Here is a 21,023-nt window from a genome sequence, read left to right as displayed (position 1 = left end):
GCCGTAAAGGACGCGAGGACATGTTCGATCTGACCTTCACTCTTTCTCACGAGGGCATTGCCCTGATGCTCTTTGCATCCATGGGCATGCTCATGCTCACCGGGCAGCGGGTGTTTGCGGCCATCGGCTTCACCGGAGCCATCGCGGCACTCTTTCTATGGGGTACCGGTGGTTCGCAGATGGCGTTCAACGCCAGCATCACGCTGATGAAGTGGTTCCCCATGATCACGCTGCCCCTGTTCATCTACATGGGCTACATGCTCTCGGAATCGGGCATCGCCAACGATCTTTACCGCATGTTCCACGTCTGGATGGGGCCATTGCCCGGCGGCCTTGCCATCGGCACGGTCATTCTGATGGTGGCCATTTCAGCCATGAACGGTCTTAGCGTTGCGGGCATGGCCATCGGCGCAACCATCGCCATGCCGGAAATGCTCAAGCGCGGGTATGACAAGCGAATGGTTTCGGGGGTTATTCAGGCAGGCAGCTCGCTGGGCATCATGATGCCGCCAAGCGTTGTTATGGTGCTCTACGGCATGATCGCCCGCCAGCCTGTCAGCAGTCTCTGGATGGCCGGCATCGGCCCCGCCCTCATGTTTGCGGTGATACTCATTGGCTACATTGTCATTCGTTGCAAGCTCAATCCCGCCATGGGCCCTGCGCTGCCCAAGGAAGAACGCGAATCCATCACCTCGGCGGAAAAGTGGAAGAGCCTCTGGGCTGGCCTGCTGCCGCTTGCCATTATTTTTTCTGTGACCGGCGCGTTCATGACCGGCATCACCAGCCTGGTGGAAAGCTCCGCCGTGGGCGCTCTGGTGGCGACCATCGCCGCACTGGTCAAGGGGCGGCTTACGGCCAGGGTGATGCGCGTTGTTCTGGTGCAGACCCTCAGCGTGAGCTGCATGTTCATGTGGATCATCATGGCTGCCCTGTGCTTCAGTTCTGTATTTGACGGCCTTGGCGCAGTGCACGCCATCAAGAAGCTCTTCATTGACGGCTGGAATCTCAGCCCCTGGGGCGTGCTTATCGTCATGCAGCTTTCGTATCTTTTCATGGGGATGTTTCTTGACGATACGGCCATGCTGATCATCGTGGCCCCGCTGTACATTCCCCTGGTCAAGGCGCTGGGTTTTGACCCCATCTGGTATGGCGTGCTCTACACCATCACCTGTCAGATCGCCTACATGACGCCGCCATTCGGGTACAACCTCTTTTTGATGAAGGCCATGGCCCCCAAGGGGGTTACGCTGAATGACATCTACGCCTCCATTGTGCCAATGGTCATAATAATGGTGGTGGGGCTGGTGCTGGTGATGCTCTTCCCTGATATCGCCATGTTCCTGCCCAGAACATTCTTGTAGCAGAGGCGGCAAGCATGAATGCCCACAGCACCCTGCGCGAAATCCTGGCCAAGGCGTCGCCCCTCAGATCGGGCGACGTGCTGGCCGGGGTGGCGGCCGCCAACGACGAGGAACGCGTGCGCGCCCAGATGGTGCTGGCCGATGTGCCCCTCAAACGCTTCCTGAACGAGGATGTGGTGCCTTATGAAAAGGACGAAATCACCCGCCTTATTCTTGACAGCCACGATGCTGCGGCTTTTGCGCCCATAAGTTCCTTTACCGTGGGGCAGTTCCGCGACTGGCTGCTGACCGATGCAGCCAATGCAGAAAGTCTTGCGGCGCTGACGGCGGGCATCACGCCGGAAATGGCCGCGGCCGCAAGCAAACTCATGCGTTTGCAGGATCTCATACTGGTGGGAGCCAAGTGCAGCGTGGTAACGCGTTTTCGCAACACCATAGGATTACCGGGGCACTTTTCTGTCCGTCTGCAACCAAACCACCCCACGGACGATGCGCGGGGAATCCTGGCATCAACCATTGACGGGTTGTATTACGGATCCGGCGATGCGGTTATTGGCATCAATCCGGCTTCCGACAGTCTGGAAAACATCGCAAGGCTCCTGTGCCTGCTGGACGAGCTTATTGCGCGCTATGAAATACCCACCCAAAGCTGCGTGCTGACCCACGTAACCAATGCCGTGGAGCTTATCCGCAGGGGGGTGCCGCTGGATCTGTGCTTTCAGTCCATAGCAGGAACAGAAAAGGCCAATGCCAGTTTTGGCATAGACCTTTCCCTGCTGGAAGAAGCGTGGCAGGCAACCCTTGAGCTTGGGCGCGGCACCGTGGGTGATGATGTGATGTACTTTGAAACAGGGCAGGGCAGCGCCCTCTCGGCCAACGCCAGTTTCGGGGTCGATCAGCAAACTCTGGAATGCCGCGCCTACGCAGTGGCCCGCAGGTTCCGTCCATTGCTGGTGAATACCGTGGTTGGATTTATCGGGCCGGAGTATCTGTTCAATGGCAAGCAGATTATCCGCGCCGGGCTGGAAGACCACTGCTGCGGCAAACTGCTGGGTCTGCCTATGGGGGTGGACATCTGTTACACCAACCATGCCGATGCCGATCAGGACGATATGGATGCACTGCTGACCTTGCTGGGCGCGGCTGGCTGCAATTTTATCATGGGTATTCCTGGTGCGGACGACATCATGCTCAATTATCAATCCACCTCGTTCCACGATGCGGCCTATTTGCGCAAGCTGTTGGGCAAGAAGCCAGCACCGGAGTTTGAGGCGTGGCTTGAAGGCATGGGCATTCACGATGATGTCGGCGCGTTGCTGCCACCGGCTGGCGCATTGCGCGGGCTGGAGCAACGCGTCAGGCAGGCCACCTAGGGAATTTTTCGGTGCGGATTACTCCAAAATCCGCGTAGGGCAGACTTGGTCTGTTCTAAAGGATGTTGCCATGAACGTCATGAAGCAGGAGTCTTTGCCAGCATCAGCGGCAACAGTTCTGGAAGACTCGTGGGCCGACCTGAAACGCTATACGGATGCCCGCATTGCCCTTGGGCGTTGCGGGGTCAGCCTGCCGCAGACAGAGTGGCTACGGTTTCGGCTGGCGCATGCCAGAGCGCGCGATGCGGTGCTGACGCCATTTGACAGGGCAGGCGTGCGGTCAGAGCTTGAAGGTGCGGGGTTGCACTGCCTTGAGCTTGCCAGCGCCGCTGCAAGCAAGGAGGATTTTCTGGCAAGGCCCGACAAGGGGCGGCGGCTGTCGGAAGCCTCGCGCGAGTTGCTTGCGCGCAAATACGCGGGGCCTGACAATAAGGGGGCGGACATTTGCCTTGTTATCAGCGATGGGCTTTCGGCCCGCGCGGTGCATGAAAACGCGGCCCCCTTTGCCCGGCTTTTTCTGGCCTGCGCAGCAGCTGCCGGCTACAGCGCAACCCCCGTGGCCCTGGTGGAGTTTGGGCGGGTTGCAGTGGCGGACGAAGTGGCGTCGCTCATGAAGGCAAGGCTGGTGGTGATTCTTATTGGTGAACGGCCGGGGTTGAGTTCGCCTAATTCTCTGGGAGTTTATCTGACCTACGCGCCCTTTCCCGGCTGCACCGATGAAGCGCGGAACTGTATTTCAAATGTGCGGCCTGCTGGCCTGAGCATTGGAGAGGGCGTGCGCAAACTGTGCTACCTGGTGCAGGGAGCCTTTGCCCGGCAGCTGACTGGGGTGAACCTCAAGGATGACATGCCCGCAACGTATTTGCCCTTTGGTGAAAATACTGCTGCGATTGCATAGGATTTTTATGCCCGGTGGGCAAACTCGCCGCGTGCTTACAGCACAACAGCCGGGCTGCCTTGCGCAGCCCGGCTGTTGTTGTATGCCGGTATGCGAGAGCCTTTCTTAGGCGTCGCGTTCTTTCTTGAAAACAATGAGAGGGCAGTTCTTGCACACGGCTGCGCCGGGGAAGGGTTCGCCAAGGCGGGTGATGGACGCGCCGCCCTTGTTGGTGACGCGGTCTTCAAGGCGCTTCACCAGAGCTTCCATGTGCTCGCCGGGGATGGATACGTTGATTTCGCCCCGTTCCGTCTTGCCGGAATTGTAGCTGCCGCTGCAAGCGAGGTACAGGTTCGCCTGCTTGGTGTTCAGCGTGTAGACATTGCCGGAGCAGACGGCAGAGTTGACGCTCATGGACGGGTGGAAATTGTCGATGCGCTGGGTTGCCATCCAGTCGCCAATGATGTGGTAGGCCTGCATTGTATCGCACACAAAGTGCACCACATCGGGCTGGGTGGTAGCTGCCGCAAGCGGGCTCACGGCTATGGCCAGCAGATTGGCCGGAACATGCGGCTTGGCTTCAAGCACCTTGCGGGCATGGTCGGCATCGGCGCAGTACTTGAGGTGGCTTTTGATTTCGGGTTCGTCCAGCTCTTTCCAGCCGAACACAAAACTAGCATTGGTACAGCCCATCTTGTCGCGTTCTACAATGACTGTAATACCTTCCATGCGCGCGCCGACTTCGCTCTGGCAGAAGGTCAGCGGCTTCATGGGGGAGTAGTGGGGCTGAGTTTCCTTGAAGGAATCCAGCTCCTTTTGGTCGTAGAAATATTTGATTGCAACGGGTGCATGAATGAGGCGCAGCTCACGCATCAACGTTTCACTAAGCTTTTCATATGTGTTCATATAATCCTCTGGTCTAGATGCTATTATACAAGAGTCCATTGGTGCGGCCTTGTTATTATTTCTTTATGCCGTTTATGTCAATATAATCCCACTAATTTCACAAGTGGTATAACTGCCCCCAGTTTGGTTTTATTCTTAAATTTAATCATTATAAAACAGCGTGTTATGTTTGGTATTTTTTTGAGCTGCCAATTCTTCTTCGCTATTTGATTGTGAAAGTTATTATTTTCATATGGTTACATATTTGCAATTTTTTCTTGATCAGCGTGGATTTTTTATGCTTTTGCGGAACATCGGCGGCGGCAATGTCTGCCTTGCTGTGCAAAAAATGGCGAGCGGTTTTATCATAATGGGCAGGGCTGGAATTACCGTGCAGTCGCCGCGCCATATAAAACACCAGCCCTGCTGTTTTGCGCAGCCGGGCTGGTGTTTGTGGGCATAATGTATGAGCGCCCCCGCGTGGAGGAGTCATTGTTTCTGGTGGGGATCAGGCCACTGCTTCCACGCTCTGGGTCGCGGCGGTGGTCTGGTTCACACTCTGGTAGGCGCTGTTGGCAATGGCTGACAGGAAGCTGCGAGCCATGTCGGCCCGATTTGTGGAGTTCTGGTCCATGCCCATCGCGGCGCGTTGCTTTTCAAGCGCAGTGGCAAGCTCGTCAGCAGAAACGGAGCCGTCCTGGTTCACGTCCATGGAGTCGAACACTGACTGGCTGAGCCCTGTTTCGCCAACGCTCAGGCCGTCACTGTCATCGCTGTCCAGGCTCGAAAAAAGCTTGGAAGCTATGTGGGATGATCCTGTCTGACCAGACGAGGCAGACTGCCCCTGCAAGGGAGGCGGCGGGGGCATCTGGCCGTTCATGATGGAAGACAGCAGGGTTTTCGCGTCCATTTCGCCCGAGGAATTCTGCTCGCTGGACTGGTTCTGTGAATTCTGGGAGTTGTTCTTCATGGCTTCGCGCTGTTTCTTCAGCGCTGCCGCCAGTTCATCAGAAGAGACAGAGCCGTCCTGATCGGTGTCCATGGCGTCGAACACGGATTGGCTGAGGCCTGTTTCCTCGGCGCTCAGGCCGCCGCTGCCGTCACTGTCCAGCGAAGAGAAGAGTTTGGACGCAAGGTCCCCCCCCTTGCCGCCGTGCCCCGCACCCTGCATGCCGCCGGGAACCTGCCCGCTCATGATGGCGGAAAGCAGATCCTTGGCCGTGGGCTGAGTCGATGCCGCGGTTTGCGCGGCCGGAGTCTGCCCCATCTGCATGTTGGTGAACATGGCGTTGCGCTGGGTTTCGATGGCTTTTTGCAGTTCAGTCTGCGAAACGGCCCCATCGCCATCGGCATCAAGTTTGTTATAAAGTTCGCTGCTTAGCCCGCTTTCATCAAGGCTTAGCGCGCCGTTCCCGTCAGAATCCAGATCCCCAAAAAGCTTGCTTGCCAGATTGTCCTGCGATTGCGCCTCGCCGGAGCCTTTCATCTGCGCAAGCATCTTCTCCCAATAGGAGGAAGAAGATGAAGATAACGCACTGACGCTCATACTGTCTCCCAGTCCTTGCGGACATTGTCGGCAACACCTGCAATCCACTGCGGGCGAAGCCGAATACTGTAAGCGCACCTCCCTGTGTCGCGTATCAGCCGGGGAAAATTTTTCCCAATCTGATTGTGCAAAAAACATTCCTTTTTATTTAAGGGAAAATTTTGCCCCAATCCTGTTTTTGCCGCGTCAGAAGCCGTTATGCGGCGCTGGAAAAAATAAAAAACCGCCGCATCAACGGATGCGGCGGTTTGGAATACGGATGGGATGTCTATGAGGTCAGTGGTTTTTTACTGACGAAGAAGCCTCAGCGGAAGTCACCGTGGCAGTGCCGTTGTCCACATCGCTGTCCACCCGCAGGCGTAGAGGGGGGACCTCTTGCGGCACCAGGGGGGCATTACGAAGTGCTTTGCTGACCCTTTTGGAAAAATTTTCAAGGCTGAAGCGGGCCTCCCCCACAACCGGCGGCGCTGTTACCAGAGCCGCAGTTGTCTTGTGGGTCCTGGCCGGATCGGTAAACTGGGGGATGCTGAGGCCGCCCACTGGCTGTGGCGGATCAACAAAGGGTTCATGCAGGGCTTCGAGCGACTGGGCAAAAAAGCGCACGCGCACTTCCTTATTGCCGCCCATATCCCACAGCTCAAGCATAAGGGTTGACCCTGGCGGGGTGGCGTCATCGGGGTAGCCGGGCAACTGCCAGTGCACGCCCAGCAATTCGCCCACATTGGCAAGGTTGGTGTCGTGCCCCACAAAAACAACCAGGGAAGCCGCGTTGCAGCGTTGATCCCTGTGGGTTCCGTCAAGGGCCGCAGCCATTTCTGAAAGCAGTGATGCCCCCTTGAAAAGAGCCACTACCGGAGAGCGGTTCACAGTGTTGAACACGCTTGTGTGCACGGGCAGCACTTCACGCAGAACGTGCGCGTCCACCTGGCCCCACCCGGCAGAAGAATCAGGCCACTGGGCGTACTCCAGCAAAAAAATTTCCGCCATGCTTGATGCGGTTGCCAGTGCGCCGGAAAGCCCTGCGCCCTTGCCGTCAGCATCAACGCTTACCGAATTGGGCAGATCCGCGAGTCCGCAGGTGGGCGGCAGATTGTAGCGCGCGCACAATGTTGAGCCCACGGGAGCACTCAGGTGCTGGATGTGGGTCAAAGCCCCTGCATTGTCCTCATGCAGCCGATCAAGATCGCCCCCAGCCGTGGCCATGATGCTTGCGGCTACCGAGGCGGGATCAAAACGCTGAAAACCCGCCTGCACGGGATGAAACAGCGGGTCGGGCGCCTGGTTTGAAACGGCATAGGTCTGCCCGCCGGCGGAGCAGAGGCCATCAAGCAGGGCTTTGGCTGTCGCCCTGGTGCGCTGATCCACATCGGCGCGCACAAATACCTTGCCGGGCGGCGGACAGGCGTTGTCGGGCAGCAGGCCAAGATTCAGCATCTGCCCGCGCATGTCTTCCCACATGGCGGTTACCAGCCGCGCACCGCGCGGCGTGAGGAAGCCCCTTGGCACAGGCCACTGGGGCCAGTTGCGGGTGCTCCACTGCGAGAGCGTTTCGGGAGCTTGCGTGGGCGAGCGCACCCCGTGGCGGGAAAGCGCTACAACTTTCATAAGGCGGGGTTGTTCATCCCCCTGCTGCGCCGCAATGCCAGATATGGGCAAATGGCAGAGCAGTGCGCAGGCAAGGCAGACAATGATTAAGCGTGGTGCAGTGCGCATGCGTTCTCCTTGGTGGGTGGTACCATAGCCATAAAGGCCAGTGCGGGCAACGCCGATTTGCATGCGGGAGGGCTGCGGCCCCGCGCCAGTGCAAATTTTGCCCGCCTCGCGGGCCGTAATTGCTTGCACAGTGCGGGGCTTGTTATTATGCTTATTCTTTGCGGCAGAGTTTGGCTCTGGCTGCTTCGTACGTAACCTTTTTCGGCTCCTTTCCCTTCAGGGGCGGAGCGTATCCAGATATCGAGGCGTATAATGCCCATTGCCGTTCCACGCGTTGGCGTAGAAGACAAACCTCTTGTTCAGGATATCCGCGTAGAAGACCTCTCAGCGTTGGTCATTCGTTCGGCCACGGTGCGCGACGTGCACGGCATGTCTGCACTTATCAACCATTATGCGTCGTCCAACGTCATGCTGGCACGCGGGCCGCAGTATCTCTATCAGCATATTCAGGACTATATGGTCGCCACGGCTCCCTCGGCTGAGGACGGGCATGAGGTTGTTGTGGCCTGCGGCGCGGTACATGTGCTGTGGGAAGATCTGGCGGAAATTCGTTCTGTGGCGGTTCACCCCCTGTGTCAGGCGCAGGGCTTCGGCAAAAGGCTGGTGGCCGCGCTGGTTGACCGATGTCGTGATCTCGGCTTGCCGAGGGTTTTTGCCTTTACTCTGGCTGCGCCGTTTTTTTTCAAGTGCGGCTTCAGCGAGTTTAAACGCGATGATATGCCCGCTATTGTGTGGGTTGAATGCAGTAAATGCCCCAAGTTTTACTGCTGTGACGAAATTGGAATGATACTCGAATTATAGTTTTCAACCTGCGATTTAATCGCAGGGATTCACACTGTCTGCAAAGGGTGGGAATGCGTCATGAGCAACAGGCTGTATCACCGGGATTTTCTGAAAGAAATAGACTTCACGCCGGAAGACCTCACGTATCTGCTGGATCTGGCGGCCCAGCTCAAGCAGGCCAAAAAGGTCCGGCGTGAGCCGAAGTTTCTGCAAGACAGAAATATTGTCATCCTTTTTGAAAAGGATTCCACGCGTACCCGCTGTTCTTTTGAAGTGGCAGCCTATGATCAGGGCGCACGCGTGACCTATCTTGGCCCCTCCGGCTCGCAGATGGGCAAAAAGGAATCCATGTCCGATACCGCCCGTGTGCTTTCCCGCTTTTATGATGGTATTGAGTATCGCGGTTATGAGCAGGCGAGGGTAGAGGCTCTGGCAGAACACGCAGGCGTGCCTGTATGGAACGGCCTCACCAACGAATGGCACCCCACGCAGTTTTTGGCCGACATGCTGACCATGCGCGAGTGCTGCGAAAAACCTTTGAATCAACAAACGCTGGCATATCTTGGGGATGCACGTTATAATATGGGCAATTCCCTGATGGTTGGTTCGGCCCTGCTTGGGCTGGATTTCCGTTCTGTTGCTCCCAAAGCTTTGTGGACATCTGACGAAGTCTTTGAAATGGCCCTCCACATAGCCAAGAGCACTGGGGCGCGTATTGCGCGCACGGAAAGCGTGGCCGAGGGCGTTAAAGACTGCGATTTTCTCTCCACTGATGTCTGGGTGTCCATGGGCGAGCCTGATTCCGTATGGAAAGAGCGCATTGATCTGTTGACGCCGTATCGCGTGGACGCGGCAGCAATGGAACTGACGGGCAATCCCCAATGCAAGTTTTTGCATTGTCTGCCGAGCTTCCATAACCGTGATACCGCAGTTGGCGAAGACATTTATCAGCGCTTTGGCATTGAATGCATGGAAGTGAGCGATGAAGTCTTTGAGTCGCCGCGCAACATGGCTTTTGAAGAGGCGGAAAACCGCCTGCACACCATCAAGGCCGTCATGGTCGCCACCATGGCTGAAGGCCCTCTGGTGTTCAACGCCTGATCCCATATCTCCTCCGGCACTGACCGGGGGAGAGTGCAGTTGTTTGAGTCAGCCATTACGGCTGGCAGCAAGCGCCCTTGCAGCACAATGCCATGTTTTTCGCATGGCTGCGCCGCAGGGGCGCTTACTTTTTTTCTGGGGGGCAGCCCACAGCCGCCGTTTTCTATTATCCCCGCTAGTTGCACCAAAAAGTAATCTGGTCAGGTTTTGTCTGCGTTTTCTAGAAACCATCGTTGTGAGCAGAAAAACACAGATGTTTTGCCGATTGGCAATTGGGCCATAAATCAGAATGTTAAAATAATATCGATTTACTAAGAATTATTCTTTGAACACTCAATGGAGCCAAATTAATCAAATATGTTGACGCAAAAATGTACATAGATTAACTCTAATAAAAATAATATGTGCAAAGAATGGAAGGAGGGGGATAGTTTTTTTATGTTGTGAGGAAGTTATCAAGAGTGAAGTTTTTCACAACTCGCAATGTAGTGGGGCAAAGAAGATGAGTACACTTGTTTTTTGTTGTGTAGCACTGCCGTTTATTATGGCGCTTGTGCTGTATTTCACGCAAAGCAGCAGCGCTCGCAAGTTGATAGTGCCTGCAGCGGTCACAGTCATGGCGGTGGCAGCCGTGATCCTGGGAGCGAACGGCGCTTTTCGGCTTGAGATAGACACCATATTGGGTCTGTCTGCAGATTCTGTGTTCAGCGTGCTGGACTTGCTGTTGCTGGTTTACATTCTTGGCATAGGTTGGAAGCTGGGCAGCCGCCTGATTATGGGCATGACCCTGCTGCAACTGATTGGTCTGTTATACCTTAAATTCGTTCTTCCCGGGCATGAAGTGCCCATCACTGCCTTTGTGGCAGACGGCCTGTCGCTTATCATGGTGATCATCATCAGCGTGGTTGGCGGGCTTATTACCATTTACGGCATGGGCTACATGGATCTGCACGAAGAGCATCTGCATCTGCGTGTTTCGCGCCAGCCCAGATTTTTTGCCATTATTTTCTGCTTCCTCGGTGCCATGAACGGCCTGGTGCTCTGCAACAACCTTTCCTGGATGTTCCTGTTCTGGGAAATCACAACGTTGTGTTCCTTCATGCTCATAGGGCATGACCAGACAGACGAGGCCAAGGCCAATGCCCAACGCGCATTGTGGATGAACGTTCTGGGCGGGCTGGCCTTTGTTTCGGCCATGCTGTTCATTCAGAAGAGCCTTGGAACGCTTTCGACCGAGCTCGTGCTGCAAAAGATGACCTCAATGGACGTAAAGAACACGGCCATTCTTTTGCCCTTTGCGTTCTTCTGTCTGGCGGCCTTTACAAAGTCGGCGCAGGTTCCTTTCGAGAGTTGGCTGTGCGGCGCAATGGTTGCGCCAACGCCAGTTTCGGCCCTGTTGCACTCGGCTACCATGGTCAAGGCGGGCACCTACCTGCTGTTGCGCATGGCTCCGGCCTTTGCGGGAACCACCATGTCCACCATCGTGGCCCTGTTTGGCGCATTTACCTTTGTGGCCACATGTATCCTTGCGGTCAGCCAAAGTAATGCAAAAAAGGTTCTGGCGTATTCCACAATCGCCAACCTTGGGCTTATCATCGCCTGTGTGGGCATCAATACCGCCGCATCCATGATGGCGGCAACGACCATCATCATTTACCACTCCGTATCCAAGGGCCTGTTGTTCATGTGCGTCGGCGCCATTGAACAGCGCATCGGTTCGCGCGATATCGAAGACATGCGCGGCCTCTACGGCATAATGCCCCGGACGGCCATTATCACCGTGATCGGCATTTTCACCATGATGCTGCCTCCCTTTGGCATGCTCATAGGCAAGTGGATGGCTATTGAAGCCATTGCCCGCGCCACGCAGGCCATGACGCCCATCGTTTTCTTTGTGGCGCTTGGCTCGGCCTTTACCGTGCTCTTCTGGGCGCGCTGGGCCGGTGTGCTGGTGTCGTCCTCCAAGATGCACGAGCACGCTGCTCACGGTAATCCCAAGCCCTCGGTCATGTTTGCGCTGCGTTCGCTGTGCGGGCTTGCCGTGGTGTTTTCGTTCATTTCACCCATGGTGTTGAAGACCTTTGTGGAGCCTTCGGTTTCCGGCGTCTACGCGCGCTTCAACCTGCAGATTGAAGGTTTTATCCCCGGCGCAACCCTGACCAGCGCAGAAGGCTATGTGTGGATTTACCTGTTGTTCATTCTGCTTGGTCTGGGGGTGTGGTTCGCATGGCGGGAAGCCCGCAGAACACCAGAGTCTGCCCATGCGCAGCCCTATTTTTCGGGCCTGGCGGCAGAAAAGGACGGCGTGGTCGGCTTCAAAGGCCCCATGAATGTCTTTGAACCCGTGCGCGTGGCCAACTTCTATCTTTGCCAGTATTTCGGCGAGAGCAAGATCACGCGGGCCATCGACATGATTTCCATCGCATTCCTGGTCGTTCTGGTAGGAGGTCTGCTGTAATGCTCACCATCTTCAGCGCTATCGGCGGGTTGATCCTGTCGCCCCTGGTGGGCGGCCTGCTTACCGGTCTGGATCGACGGATCACGGCGCGCCTTCAGTCGCGCCTTGGGCCGCCACTGCTCCAGCCATTTTACGACATACTCAAACTGCTGGGCAAACAGCCCCAGGTTACCAATGCATGGCTGGTGTTCAGCGCGTACATCACGCTGATTTCATCGGCGCTTGCCCTGCTGATTTTCTTCATGGGCGGGGATTTGCTGCTGCTGTTCTTCGTGCTCACAGTGGGCGCGGTGTTTCAGGTGGTTGGCGCGGTATGCGTACCTTCACCCTACAGCAATGTGGGCGCGCAGCGCGAGCTGCTGCTCATGCTGGCCTATGAGCCTATTCTGATTTTGGTGTTCGTTGGCTTTGCCATGTGCACAGGTTCGTTCTCCATTGCCGCTGTATTCCAGCTCGAGCAGCCGCTGCTGCTCAAGATGCCTCTGCTGTTTCTGGCGCTGGGTTACGCCCTGACAATCAAACTGCGCAAGTCGCCCTTTGATATTGCGGCCTGCCATCACGGCCACCAGGAACTGGTGCGCGGCGTGCAGACCGAATATTCCGGCCCGTACCTTGCGCTGATTGAAATTGCCCACTGGTTTGACCTTGTGCTTATTCTTGGGCTGTGCGCCATGTTCTGGCACACCAGCTTTGTGGGAATGGCCGTACTTGTGGGCGCGTCGCTGTTCACGGAAATTCTTATCGACAACATCACCGCCCGTCTGACGTGGCAGTGGATGGTGCAAAAGAAGTCTCTGCTGCTCGGCATGGGCCTGGCCCTGGTTAATCTTTTATGGCTGTACGTGGCGTAAGGAGGCCGGAATATGGGTTTCGTCGACAATATGATCAAGCGGAGCCGCCTGAAGTCTCCGTGGATAGTTCATTTTGACTGCGGTTCCTGCAACGGCTGCGACATCGAGGTGCTGGCCTGTCTGACGCCCATGTATGACGTAGAACGTTTCGGGGTGGTCAACGCGGGCAACCCCAAGCATGCCGACGTGCTGCTGGTTACAGGCACGGTCAACCACCGCAACCAGCATGTGCTCAAGCAGATATACGAACAGATGCCTTCGCCCAAGGCCGTGGTTTCCATCGGAGCCTGCAACCTTTCCGGGGGCGTGTTCAAGGATACCTATAATGTGCTGAACGGCGCGTATAACATCATTCCTGTTGATGTGTTCGTGCCCGGCTGCCCGCCCAAACCCGAGGCCATCATTGACGGCGTGGTGCAGGCCCTTGGCGTACTCAAGGCCAAGATGGGCCTTGGCCCCGAGCCTGTGCCCACCTTTATGCCGGGCGATGAGGACGGCACTCCCGACATGACGCCGCAGGCGGAGTCCGCGCCGGAAGAAGCCCACGACAAGCCACAGCAAAACGCGGGTTAACCCGGAAAGGATAGAGCCATGTTTTTTGAAGCCAAGGAAGTGACGCCGCAAACGCTGCTTTCAGAAGTGCAGCAGCTTGCCAACGCCAAATACCGTTTTGTGACCATGTCGCAGACCGTCATGGACGAAAACACGCTGCGGCTTTTCTATCACTTTGACGTAAACCTCACCATGTCCGACCTGCGCCACAACGCCGAACTGTGCGTGTGGGAACCCACGGACGCCAAGGGCATGGTGCATCTGCGCATGGATGTGAACAAGAACGACGCCATCCCCAGCATCACGCCCGTATATTTCTGCGCCGTACTCGTCGAGAACGAAACGCAGGATCAGTTCGGGGTGCATTTTGCTGATCTGCCTCTGGATTACCAGGGGGCCATGTATCTGGAGGGCGAAGTCACCCACGCGCCGTACTTTACCATGACCACGGTCCGGCGGCCCGCCGCCAAGGCCGAGGCCGCCAAGGATGACACGGCCAAAGGAGAGAAGGCATGAGCAACCGCACAACCGTGATTCCTTTCGGGCCGCAGCATCCCGTACTGCCCGAACCGCTGCACATCAAGTTTGTGGTGGAAGATGAAACCGTGGTCGGGGCCGTGCCCCAGCTTGGTTTTGTCCATCGCGGGCTTGAAAGCCTTGTGCGGCTCAAGGACTACAATCAGATGGTCTTTGTGGTCGAGCGCATTTGCGGCATCTGTTCGTGCATTCATGCCAACTGCTACTGCAACGCCATTGAAGACATGATGGGCATTACAGCGCCGCCGCGCGCGCAGTTTTTGCGGGTTATCTGGTCAGAACTGCACCGGATACACTCCCACATGCTGTGGCTCGGCCTGTTTGCCGACTCGTTTGGCTTTGAAAGCGTGTTCCAGCAGTTCTGGCGCATCCGCGAGCATGTCATGGACATCTGCGAAGCCACGGCGGGCAACCGCGTTATCCTTTCGGTCAACGTGGTTGGCGGCGTGCGCCGCGACCTCAGCCCCGATCAGATCCGCTGGATGCATGGGCGTCTGGACGAGCTGGAAAAGGGCATGCGCGAGCTTACCCGCACCATGCTTGACGACTACACCGTGCAGGAACGCACGCGCGGCATCGGCTACCTGAGCAAGGACGATGCCCGCCTGCTGGGCGCCGCCGGCCCCACCCTGCGCGGCAGCGGCTGGGAAATCGACGAACGTATGCATGGCTACGCGGCCTACAAGGATCTCAACTTCATTCCCGTGGTTGAGAATGACGGCGACTGTTACGCCCGTTCCAAGGTTCGCTTTTATGAAGTGCTGCACTCCATAGAGCTCATCCGCGAAGCCTTGAACCGCCTGCCCGAAAGCGAGCTGACCGTAAAGGTCACCGGCAACCCCGAGGGTGAATCGGTCTTTCGTGTGGAGCAGCCCCGCGGCGAGCTGTTCTACTACATCCGGGCCAACGGCACCAAGAATCTGGAGCGCATGCGCGTGCGCACGCCCACCTTTGCCAACGTGCCGCCCCTGCTGCACATGCTGCCGGGCTGCAAACTGCCCGACGTGCCGGTTATCGTGCTGAGTATCGACCCGTGCATCTCCTGCACAGAGAGGTAGCCCATGTATATGCTCCCAAACGTGCTGCGCAATCTTTCGGGCAAGCCAGCCACGCGGCTGTATCCTCTGGAAGAACGCGAACCCTTCCCCGCCTATCGCGGCGTGATCACCAACGAGGTTGAAAAGTGCATATTCTGCAATTCCTGCGCACGAGTATGCCCAACCGATGCCATTACCGTGGATGCAAAAGCCGGAAAGTGGAATTATGATCCCTTCCTGTGCGTGTACTGCTCCGCGTGTGTGGAAAAGTGCCCCACAAAATGCCTGCATCAGGAGCCAGTGCACCGCAAACCTTCCATCAGCAAGTTTGTAGTGCACCGCACCGGAACCCCGCGCGTCAAGAAAGCCAAGGCCGAGGCCAAGGGCGGGGAAAATACGGAAAAATAACTGAAAAAACGAAGGGCCTGCAAAGGCCCTTCGTTTTCAACAAACCCTGGTTTCTTGTTTTTGCTCAAGTTGATCTTGCCAGCTCTCTCACCTCGTCTATTTGCCGGGCGTGGCAGGCGGCGCGTTTTTCCGGCTATGGAGATCCGCGCCGCCTTTTGCGTCTGACCGATAATGAAGAACAGACTATGCTGGAACCACTGGAAGGAGAGGCCTCTCCGGCAAGATATTCAGAAACCTGAAGTAACTTGGGGATTACGCGCCAGCCTGAGCGTCCATTTCTGCGCACCGGGGGCAGATGCCGGTCAGTTCCACGGTGTCGCCCTGAAGCTGAAAGCCCTGCTGCTGCATGGTGGAAAAGATGGTCTGATACAGCGCGGGATTGTCTACCTCCCGGCTCTTGCGGCAACCGGGGCACACCAGCATGAACACGGGTGCATGAGGCTCCTGGCAGGCTTGCGCGCAGGCCACAAAGGCATTGAGCGAGCCGACCTTGTGCACAACTCCCTGGTTAAGCAGAAATTCAAGCGTTCTGTAGACGCTTGCAGGCGTGAGGGCCTTGGAGGATTTGCCGCGCAGGGCATCAAGAATGTCATAGGCCTTAACGGGCTCCTGTGCCTGTTGCAGATAGTCCAGCACCATGCGCCGCAGGGGAGTAAGCCGCAGAGTGTGACCCATGCGCGGCTGGTCTGCCTGGCAGCATGATGTTTCCGCCTGGCAACTGGCAGGTTCGGCCTGATCAGTTGTTTGCGTCTTCCACATAGGGTTCCACCGCCTCAGCTTTGATGCGGTATCCCGCATCGCCGATGTCGCTTTCTGTTTTTTCGATTTCAAGCTTTCCATAAACCCACACGGTGTCCATCATCTGTATGCCGCGTGGCTTGTCCAGTGTGACGTAGATGATCTGGTTGGCCGGTGGCGGCGGTACGTGAATGCACGCGCCGAAATAGGGAACCAGCAGAAATTCGGCCAGTTCATCGCCGCCCAGAAAATCGAGCGGAGCCACAAATCCGGCAATGCGCACCATCTTGCCGCTCAGCGTCTTGTTGGCGGGCGCATTGCTCCACAGGGTCTGAAACTCTTTCAGGGCTTTGTCCGCTCTGGGGTCGTCATCACTGAACTTGTCAAAATTGAACTTGTCGAAAACTTTTGCGGGATTCCATGATGGCGGAATAAGCTTGTCCCAAGTGATTTCGGTGTACTTTCCGCTCTTTTTTGCGGCGGCGGCAGCGTCCGCATCTTCGCGCGAGGGCTGCCAGTGTTCGATTTTTTGTTGCTCGTAATCGTCAGTCAGGGCAAGGGCGGTTGCGCTGTGCCAGCCGCACAGCAAGGCTGCCAGCAAGCAGAGGATGCGCCCTGTGGGCGAAGCTGTTTTCATGGCAGGTTCCTTTATTATACAGAGGCGTTGAGGCCGTCTGCCAGACTCATGCGGTAGGCCCGCCATGCCGGGATAAGCCCTGCGGCAAAACCCGCGGCTACAATCCCGCCGAGCAAACGCCATTCGGCGGCTGTGGGCAGCGTGAGCGTAAGATTCAGTCCATAACCCGAAGTCAGCATCGGGCCAAACACAGCCAGCAGGGCGGCGAGGGCGGCAGTACCCGCCAGCGCGCCCGCCACGACCAGCAGCGTACTTTCAAACGACAGCAGGGCCACAATATCCAGAGGGCTGGCCCCTGCCGCGCGCAGCACGGCCAGCTCGCGCCGCCGTTCGCCCAGCCCTGCCAGAATGGCGGCCACAAGGCCCGCCAGTCCAGCAACGGTTACAAGCCAGGAAAGGACGCGCAAGGCATTTTCGCCCGAGCGCAGCAGGCTCCACAGCTGATCCAGCGCCACCCCGGGCATAACGGCCATGAGGGCCTCCTGCTGGTCGGCGTTGATTTCCCTTTGGGCGGCAAAAACACGGGCGCGGTTTTTCAGACCAACCAGCACAGCCGTAATGCTCTTGGGCGCGAGGCTGAACTTGGTTACCTGATCTGGCCGTACATGAAAACCCGGCACAGGCGCGCCGCCCTGCCAGTCGATGTGGATGGCCTCCATGGCGGCAAGGCTGATGTACAAAGCCCTGTCCACAGGCGTGCCTGTGGGCGCAAGAATGCCGCACACAGTAAAGGGCTTGTCCGTATGCTGGGCAAGGTGGGCGCTGCCCGAGCCGTGGCTGAGCACCAGCCTGTCGCCCAGCCTGTAGTGCTCTTTGCTGGCAACCTCAGCCCCCAGCACAACATCAAAGATGCCGTCAAAAGGAGCTCCCTGCGCCAATTGCAGATGCATGCGCCTGCTGTAGTGGTACTGGGTGAAAAAATCGCCCGTAGTGCCCACTACGGCAAATCCTTTATGCGAATCGCCGAGCGAAAGGGGAATCGTCCAGGCCACGTCCTTGCGTTGGGCAATGCGTTGGGCGCTGCCCCACCCCATATTGTTGGTGGCTTTGCCCATGTGGAACACGGCATAGAGCAGCAGTTGCAATTCGCTGCCGCGTGCGCCCACCACCAGATCCGTGCCGGAAACTGCCTGAACAAAATTATCGCGTACCTGAGTGCGTACACGCTCCATGCCGAGCAACAGGGTGGTGGAAAGCGCGATGGAAAACACCACAAGGCTCAGGGTTCCCCGGCGGTTCCAGGCGCTCGACCAGGCGAGGCCCAACAAAAAACGCCAACGGCTCATGCGGTTTCCCCTTGCGGGTTTGTTCCTTTGTCGGCCCTGCTGATATCGGCCTTGTTGATCTCTGCCAGCCTGACACGGCGTTCAAAAAAATCCGCCAGAGACAGATCATGGCTGACAAACAGCAGGCTTGATCCGGCCTCGGCGCTTTCGGGCAGCAGCAGATGCAGAAAATCTGCCCGACGTTCCGCATCCAGCGCGGAGGTGGGTTCGTCAGCCATGACCAGCGGCGGCGACCCCACAAGGGCGCGGGCGGCGGCAACCCGCTGCTGTTGCCCAACGGAAAGGCGGCTTACGCTTTTGCGCCACAGTTCCGGCCCAAGACCAAGACGCTCAAGCAGGCGTTGCGCCGATTGCTCCGGGCTTCCGTCCTTTTCCGTTGCCCGTGTGGCGCGTTTGGGCGAAAAGCGGCAGGGCAGCAGCACATTATCCAGCATGGAGAGATGCGGAACAAGATTGAACTGCTGAAATATCAGGCCGATGGTGTCACCGCGAAAGGAGTCTCTGGCGAATCTGGGCAAGGTGTCCACACGAATTCCGTTGACGCGCACACTGCCAGAGGATGGTTGCAGTATGCCAGCAATGAGGCTGAGCAGGGTGCTTTTGCCCCCGCCGCTGGGGCCGGAAAGAAAGACCGTCTCCCCTTTGCCCACGCTGAACATGGGGATGCGCAGGGTTTCTTCCTTTTGGCCGGGCCAGCAAAAAGTACAGTTTTCAAGCAGGACTGCCTGCTCGCCCGCATTCATGCTGCAAGGCGCTTGCGCTGCTGTTGGCATAACGGAATTCATGGGATTTACCACTTGAGGGTGTGGGCCTGTTCGTTCAGTTCGGCGGCGTGCTGCCCTGTGGGGCTGACTATCTGCACGCGCAGTTCATGCAGGGCTGGCCATGCGGAGAAAAGACGCACGTCCATGCCGTGCAGGGCATCGGGCTGCACGCATTCAAAAGTAAAAGACGCGTCCAGATCTGCATGACCACCGTGTTCATCGTGCCCGGCATGTTCGTCATGGTCTGCATGCGCCTTGGGTTCAACAGCGGGGGCGGCAGGTGCGTTCTGCTTTGATGCTTGCGCCTGTTCCGGCTGCGCGGCAGTCTTTGCTGCCAGCAGGGCCTCGGGCAGGGCTTCGGATTCCAGCGTTACCTTTTTGATGCGGCACTGGGCTGCGGCAGGAAAAACAAAAATATTTTCTGCCTTATGCAAAGTTGCCGCCATGTTCTGCACTGCCTGCCGCTGGGCTGCATCCCGTGGGGCGTGTTCAAAGGGCAGGGCGTTGGCAAGGGGGCTTTCGAGGCTGATTTCTACAGTATTGCCTTCCACAGCCACGTCCAGGCGGGCCGCGCCGTGTTCATGCGGGCCATGTGCAAGCGCGGGGGCGGCTGCGAGCAGAACCGTGCAGGCCGTCACAAAAATCAGGTTTTTCATCATTTCTCCCAAGTTTCTGGATCAGGATGTCAGCGTTTTTTGAACCAGAAATTGAAATGATATATTATTGCATTTTTGTCAAAAGCGGTACGCCGCTTGCCCTAGCATGGCTGCTGTTGACCGGGCTCTCGCGCCCTCGGTTGTAGCGCCTGGAGCTTAAGCTATGTGGCGGCCCTGCCGTTGCCATTGGGCAACGCGGAACTTGTCGGCCACCATGGAAAGGCCGCACAGGCCGATGGAAACTGCCGTGGCCACAAAAACACCCCGGTAGCCGAAGCCCTCGTACATGACCAGCCCGCCGATTATGGGGGCAAAAATGCCGCTGGAATCGAAGGTGGCCATCATCACATTGGAGTTGATGGAGCGTGTGGTGGGCGTGGAGCGGTCATAGACCATGGCGGCCAGCAGGGGGTAGAGCAGCCCCAGCCCCAGCCCGTACAGGAAGGTGAGGGGAATGAAGGCCCACAGCGGCCCCCAGGCCAGCCCCAGCATGCAGCAGACCAACAGAACACTGCACAAAATGGTAATTCTGTGGCGCGGCAGCGTATCAAGCCTGTTGCTGCCCACCAGACGCACAAGAATGATGGTGAGTGTATAGGTGCTGAAAAACCACGCCGGGTGCGCGCCGGTGATGGAGCACAAACCCTTCATGAAAAAGATGGCCAGTACGGTCATGATGCTGAATGTCATGCAGGCCATGTACACAAAAAACAGACCGGAATGGCTCACTGCATGCCATAATTCCCGACCAGACATGCCGCCTTCTGCTTCCTGTGCCATTTCAGGCTTGCGCAGACGTGGTGCCAGCGGCACCAGCATGAGCAGGGAGGGGATGCCCAGCAGGGCCGTGAAGGCAAAGAGGTGCGGTTCGCCCCCAAGCAGGGCAAGTATCTGTTCCCCCACTGCCGGAATGATGGAGTAGGGCAGCAGCAAGGTCAGTGAAAAGATTGCAAAACCTCGCGCGCTTTGGCCCTTGGGTATGCAGCTCACCAGCACGGACACCGTGCAGCAGGAGAAAAATGCAATGGCAATGCCCTGCACCACGCGCAACAGCAGAATCAGCTCAATAATATGGGGGCCGCCCACATATGGGTAGGCCAGCATGACGCCGCTTGAAACTATGATGGCGGTGCCCATGGGCAGGAGTTTGCCACGGCGCAACAGAACCACGCTTGCCACCTGCCTGAAAATCAGAACCATGACAAACATGGAAGCGAGCAGCACTCCCCGCCAGTTGGGGCTGACAGAGAGGCCTTCGAGCCATTGCTCAAAGCAGTAAAAGACGGCCACAAAGCTGTTGCAGCACATGGTCATGCAGAACAGCAGAACAAAATCACGGCTTAATAACGTCTGCGGCGGGTCAGGGAAGGCAGTGCCTTCCGGGGTTTGCGCAGGCGATGCGGCTAGGGGCGGCATGGGGCCTCAATCGTGTTGTGTCGCGTTGGCCCAGGCCGCCGTGC

21 protein-coding genes are annotated in these 21,023 nt (G+C 57.3%); 11 read left to right on the top strand and 10 right to left on the bottom strand.

Going from position 1 to position 21,023, the window contains the following annotated elements; all coding sequences use genetic code 11:
* The first annotated feature begins 20 nt into the window (after positions 1–20).
* The 3 genes from QZ383_RS09545 (at position 21) to eutC (ending at position 3,632) form a co-directional block, all read left to right on the top strand.
* Positions 21–1,361 carry a TRAP transporter large permease subunit gene (locus QZ383_RS09545; RefSeq protein WP_291444957.1) on the top strand — a complete coding sequence of 447 codons (1,341 nt, stop codon included), beginning with the start codon at positions 21–23 and terminating at the stop codon, positions 1,359–1,361.
* Positions 1,362–1,375: 14 nt separating this feature from the next.
* Positions 1,376–2,734 (top strand): ethanolamine ammonia-lyase subunit EutB, encoded by a 1,359-nt coding sequence (locus tag QZ383_RS09540; RefSeq protein WP_291444955.1) that lies wholly within the window; start codon positions 1,376–1,378, stop codon positions 2,732–2,734.
* Between the two features lie 70 nt (positions 2,735–2,804).
* Entirely contained in the window at positions 2,805–3,632 is an 828-nt protein-coding gene (gene eutC, locus QZ383_RS09535) for an ethanolamine ammonia-lyase subunit EutC (protein WP_291444952.1), read from the top strand.
* A gap of 105 nt (positions 3,633–3,737) precedes the next feature.
* Here eutC and QZ383_RS09530 read toward each other — a convergent pair whose 3' ends face one another.
* From QZ383_RS09530 to QZ383_RS09515, 4 genes are all read right to left on the bottom strand, one after another.
* Positions 3,738–4,517: a DUF169 domain-containing protein gene (locus QZ383_RS09530; RefSeq protein ID WP_291444951.1), complete on the bottom strand. Its 780-nt coding sequence runs from the start codon at positions 4,515–4,517 to the stop codon at positions 3,738–3,740.
* 202 nt (positions 4,518–4,719) lie between these two features.
* The gene (locus QZ383_RS09525) at positions 4,720–4,989 is read right to left on the bottom strand and encodes a hypothetical protein (RefSeq protein WP_291444949.1); all 270 of its coding nucleotides are present in this window, start codon (positions 4,987–4,989) and stop codon (positions 4,720–4,722) included.
* 15 nt (positions 4,990–5,004) lie between these two features.
* Complete coding sequence (locus tag QZ383_RS09520) at positions 5,005–6,042, bottom strand: EF-hand domain-containing protein (protein WP_291444947.1); 1,038 nt, start codon at positions 6,040–6,042, stop codon at positions 5,005–5,007.
* A gap of 276 nt (positions 6,043–6,318) precedes the next feature.
* The gene (locus QZ383_RS09515) at positions 6,319–7,755 is read right to left on the bottom strand and encodes a histidine-type phosphatase (RefSeq protein ID WP_291444945.1); all 1,437 of its coding nucleotides are present in this window, start codon (positions 7,753–7,755) and stop codon (positions 6,319–6,321) included.
* Between the two features lie 252 nt (positions 7,756–8,007).
* Between QZ383_RS09515 and QZ383_RS09510 the strand changes: the two genes are divergently transcribed.
* From QZ383_RS09510 to QZ383_RS09475, 8 genes are all read left to right on the top strand, one after another.
* Positions 8,008–8,556, top strand: coding sequence for an N-acetyltransferase (locus QZ383_RS09510; protein ID WP_291444943.1), 549 nt, complete (start codon positions 8,008–8,010; stop codon positions 8,554–8,556).
* A 60-nt stretch (positions 8,557–8,616) separates the two neighbouring features.
* Positions 8,617–9,639: an ornithine carbamoyltransferase gene (argF, locus tag QZ383_RS09505; RefSeq protein WP_291444941.1), complete on the top strand. Its 1,023-nt coding sequence runs from the start codon at positions 8,617–8,619 to the stop codon at positions 9,637–9,639.
* A 502-nt stretch (positions 9,640–10,141) separates the two neighbouring features.
* Positions 10,142–12,097, top strand: coding sequence for a proton-conducting transporter membrane subunit (locus QZ383_RS09500; protein WP_291444939.1), 1,956 nt, complete (start codon positions 10,142–10,144; stop codon positions 12,095–12,097).
* Positions 12,097–12,948: an NADH-quinone oxidoreductase subunit H gene (locus QZ383_RS09495; RefSeq protein WP_192112842.1), complete on the top strand. Its 852-nt coding sequence runs from the start codon at positions 12,097–12,099 to the stop codon at positions 12,946–12,948. The genes QZ383_RS09500 and QZ383_RS09495 overlap by 1 nt, the downstream gene beginning before the upstream one ends.
* Positions 12,949–12,960: 12 nt before the next feature.
* Positions 12,961–13,521: an NADH-quinone oxidoreductase subunit B family protein gene (locus tag QZ383_RS09490; protein WP_291444937.1), complete on the top strand. Its 561-nt coding sequence runs from the start codon at positions 12,961–12,963 to the stop codon at positions 13,519–13,521.
* Positions 13,522–13,539: 18 nt separating this feature from the next.
* Complete coding sequence (locus QZ383_RS09485) at positions 13,540–14,016, top strand: NADH-quinone oxidoreductase subunit C (RefSeq protein WP_022658253.1); 477 nt, start codon at positions 13,540–13,542, stop codon at positions 14,014–14,016.
* Positions 14,013–15,095, top strand: coding sequence for a nickel-dependent hydrogenase large subunit (locus QZ383_RS09480; protein ID WP_215647835.1), 1,083 nt, complete (start codon positions 14,013–14,015; stop codon positions 15,093–15,095). Before QZ383_RS09485 ends, QZ383_RS09480 begins: the two co-directional genes overlap by 4 nt.
* A 3-nt stretch (positions 15,096–15,098) precedes the next feature.
* Positions 15,099–15,482, top strand: coding sequence for a 4Fe-4S binding protein (locus QZ383_RS09475; RefSeq protein ID WP_192112845.1), 384 nt, complete (start codon positions 15,099–15,101; stop codon positions 15,480–15,482).
* 252 nt (positions 15,483–15,734) lie between these two features.
* Here QZ383_RS09475 and QZ383_RS09470 read toward each other — a convergent pair whose 3' ends face one another.
* From QZ383_RS09470 to QZ383_RS09445, 6 genes are all read right to left on the bottom strand, one after another.
* Positions 15,735–16,241, bottom strand: a complete 507-nt coding sequence (locus QZ383_RS09470) for a Fur family transcriptional regulator (protein WP_291444935.1) — start codon at positions 16,239–16,241, stop codon at positions 15,735–15,737.
* Positions 16,219–16,857 (bottom strand): DUF3299 domain-containing protein, encoded by a 639-nt coding sequence (locus QZ383_RS09465; RefSeq protein ID WP_291444933.1) that lies wholly within the window; start codon positions 16,855–16,857, stop codon positions 16,219–16,221. Before QZ383_RS09465 ends, QZ383_RS09470 begins: the two co-directional genes overlap by 23 nt.
* Positions 16,858–16,871: 14 nt before the next feature.
* Positions 16,872–18,143: an FtsX-like permease family protein gene (locus QZ383_RS09460; protein WP_291444931.1), complete on the bottom strand. Its 1,272-nt coding sequence runs from the start codon at positions 18,141–18,143 to the stop codon at positions 16,872–16,874.
* Positions 18,140–18,928 (bottom strand): ABC transporter ATP-binding protein, encoded by a 789-nt coding sequence (locus tag QZ383_RS09455; RefSeq protein WP_291444930.1) that lies wholly within the window; start codon positions 18,926–18,928, stop codon positions 18,140–18,142. The genes QZ383_RS09460 and QZ383_RS09455 overlap by 4 nt, the downstream gene beginning before the upstream one ends.
* Before the next feature lie 5 nt (positions 18,929–18,933).
* Entirely contained in the window at positions 18,934–19,563 is a 630-nt protein-coding gene (locus QZ383_RS09450; protein ID WP_291444928.1) for a DUF2796 domain-containing protein, read from the bottom strand.
* Positions 19,564–19,719: 156 nt separating this feature from the next.
* Positions 19,720–20,979 (bottom strand): MFS transporter, encoded by a 1,260-nt coding sequence (locus QZ383_RS09445; protein ID WP_291444927.1) that lies wholly within the window; start codon positions 20,977–20,979, stop codon positions 19,720–19,722.
* Positions 20,980–21,023: the final 44 nt, after the last annotated feature.

Origin of the sequence: Desulfovibrio sp. (assembly GCF_019422935.1) — a bacterium.
In the GTDB taxonomy this organism is placed as follows: domain Bacteria; phylum Desulfobacterota; class Desulfovibrionia; order Desulfovibrionales; family Desulfovibrionaceae; genus Desulfovibrio.
This window is presented reverse-complemented; position numbering and strand designations above follow the sequence as displayed.

Excerpts from the sequence above, each read along its gene's own strand:
- QZ383_RS09545 (WP_291444957.1), top strand. The coding sequence starts at position 21 with ATGTTCGATCTGACCTTCACTCTTTCTCACGAGGGCATTGCCCTGATG.
- QZ383_RS09540 (WP_291444955.1), top strand. The coding sequence starts at position 1,376 with ATGAATGCCCACAGCACCCTGCGCGAAATCCTGGCCAAGGCGTCGCCC.
- eutC (WP_291444952.1), top strand. The coding sequence starts at position 2,805 with ATGAACGTCATGAAGCAGGAGTCTTTGCCAGCATCAGCGGCAACAGTT.
- QZ383_RS09530 (WP_291444951.1), bottom strand. The coding sequence starts at position 4,517 with ATGAACACATATGAAAAGCTTAGTGAAACGTTGATGCGTGAGCTGCGC.
- QZ383_RS09525 (WP_291444949.1), bottom strand. The coding sequence starts at position 4,989 with ATGACTCCTCCACGCGGGGGCGCTCATACATTATGCCCACAAACACCA.
- QZ383_RS09520 (WP_291444947.1), bottom strand. The coding sequence starts at position 6,042 with ATGAGCGTCAGTGCGTTATCTTCATCTTCTTCCTCCTATTGGGAGAAG.
- QZ383_RS09515 (WP_291444945.1), bottom strand. The coding sequence starts at position 7,755 with ATGCGCACTGCACCACGCTTAATCATTGTCTGCCTTGCCTGCGCACTG.
- QZ383_RS09510 (WP_291444943.1), top strand. The coding sequence starts at position 8,008 with ATGCCCATTGCCGTTCCACGCGTTGGCGTAGAAGACAAACCTCTTGTT.
- argF (WP_291444941.1), top strand. The coding sequence starts at position 8,617 with ATGAGCAACAGGCTGTATCACCGGGATTTTCTGAAAGAAATAGACTTC.
- QZ383_RS09500 (WP_291444939.1), top strand. The coding sequence starts at position 10,142 with ATGAGTACACTTGTTTTTTGTTGTGTAGCACTGCCGTTTATTATGGCG.
- QZ383_RS09495 (WP_192112842.1), top strand. The coding sequence starts at position 12,097 with ATGCTCACCATCTTCAGCGCTATCGGCGGGTTGATCCTGTCGCCCCTG.
- QZ383_RS09490 (WP_291444937.1), top strand. The coding sequence starts at position 12,961 with ATGGGTTTCGTCGACAATATGATCAAGCGGAGCCGCCTGAAGTCTCCG.
- QZ383_RS09485 (WP_022658253.1), top strand. The coding sequence starts at position 13,540 with ATGTTTTTTGAAGCCAAGGAAGTGACGCCGCAAACGCTGCTTTCAGAA.
- QZ383_RS09480 (WP_215647835.1), top strand. The coding sequence starts at position 14,013 with ATGAGCAACCGCACAACCGTGATTCCTTTCGGGCCGCAGCATCCCGTA.
- QZ383_RS09475 (WP_192112845.1), top strand. The coding sequence starts at position 15,099 with ATGTATATGCTCCCAAACGTGCTGCGCAATCTTTCGGGCAAGCCAGCC.
- QZ383_RS09470 (WP_291444935.1), bottom strand. The coding sequence starts at position 16,241 with ATGTGGAAGACGCAAACAACTGATCAGGCCGAACCTGCCAGTTGCCAG.
- QZ383_RS09465 (WP_291444933.1), bottom strand. The coding sequence starts at position 16,857 with ATGAAAACAGCTTCGCCCACAGGGCGCATCCTCTGCTTGCTGGCAGCC.
- QZ383_RS09460 (WP_291444931.1), bottom strand. The coding sequence starts at position 18,143 with ATGAGCCGTTGGCGTTTTTTGTTGGGCCTCGCCTGGTCGAGCGCCTGG.
- QZ383_RS09455 (WP_291444930.1), bottom strand. The coding sequence starts at position 18,928 with ATGAATTCCGTTATGCCAACAGCAGCGCAAGCGCCTTGCAGCATGAAT.
- QZ383_RS09450 (WP_291444928.1), bottom strand. The coding sequence starts at position 19,563 with ATGAAAAACCTGATTTTTGTGACGGCCTGCACGGTTCTGCTCGCAGCC.
- QZ383_RS09445 (WP_291444927.1), bottom strand. The coding sequence starts at position 20,979 with ATGCCGCCCCTAGCCGCATCGCCTGCGCAAACCCCGGAAGGCACTGCC.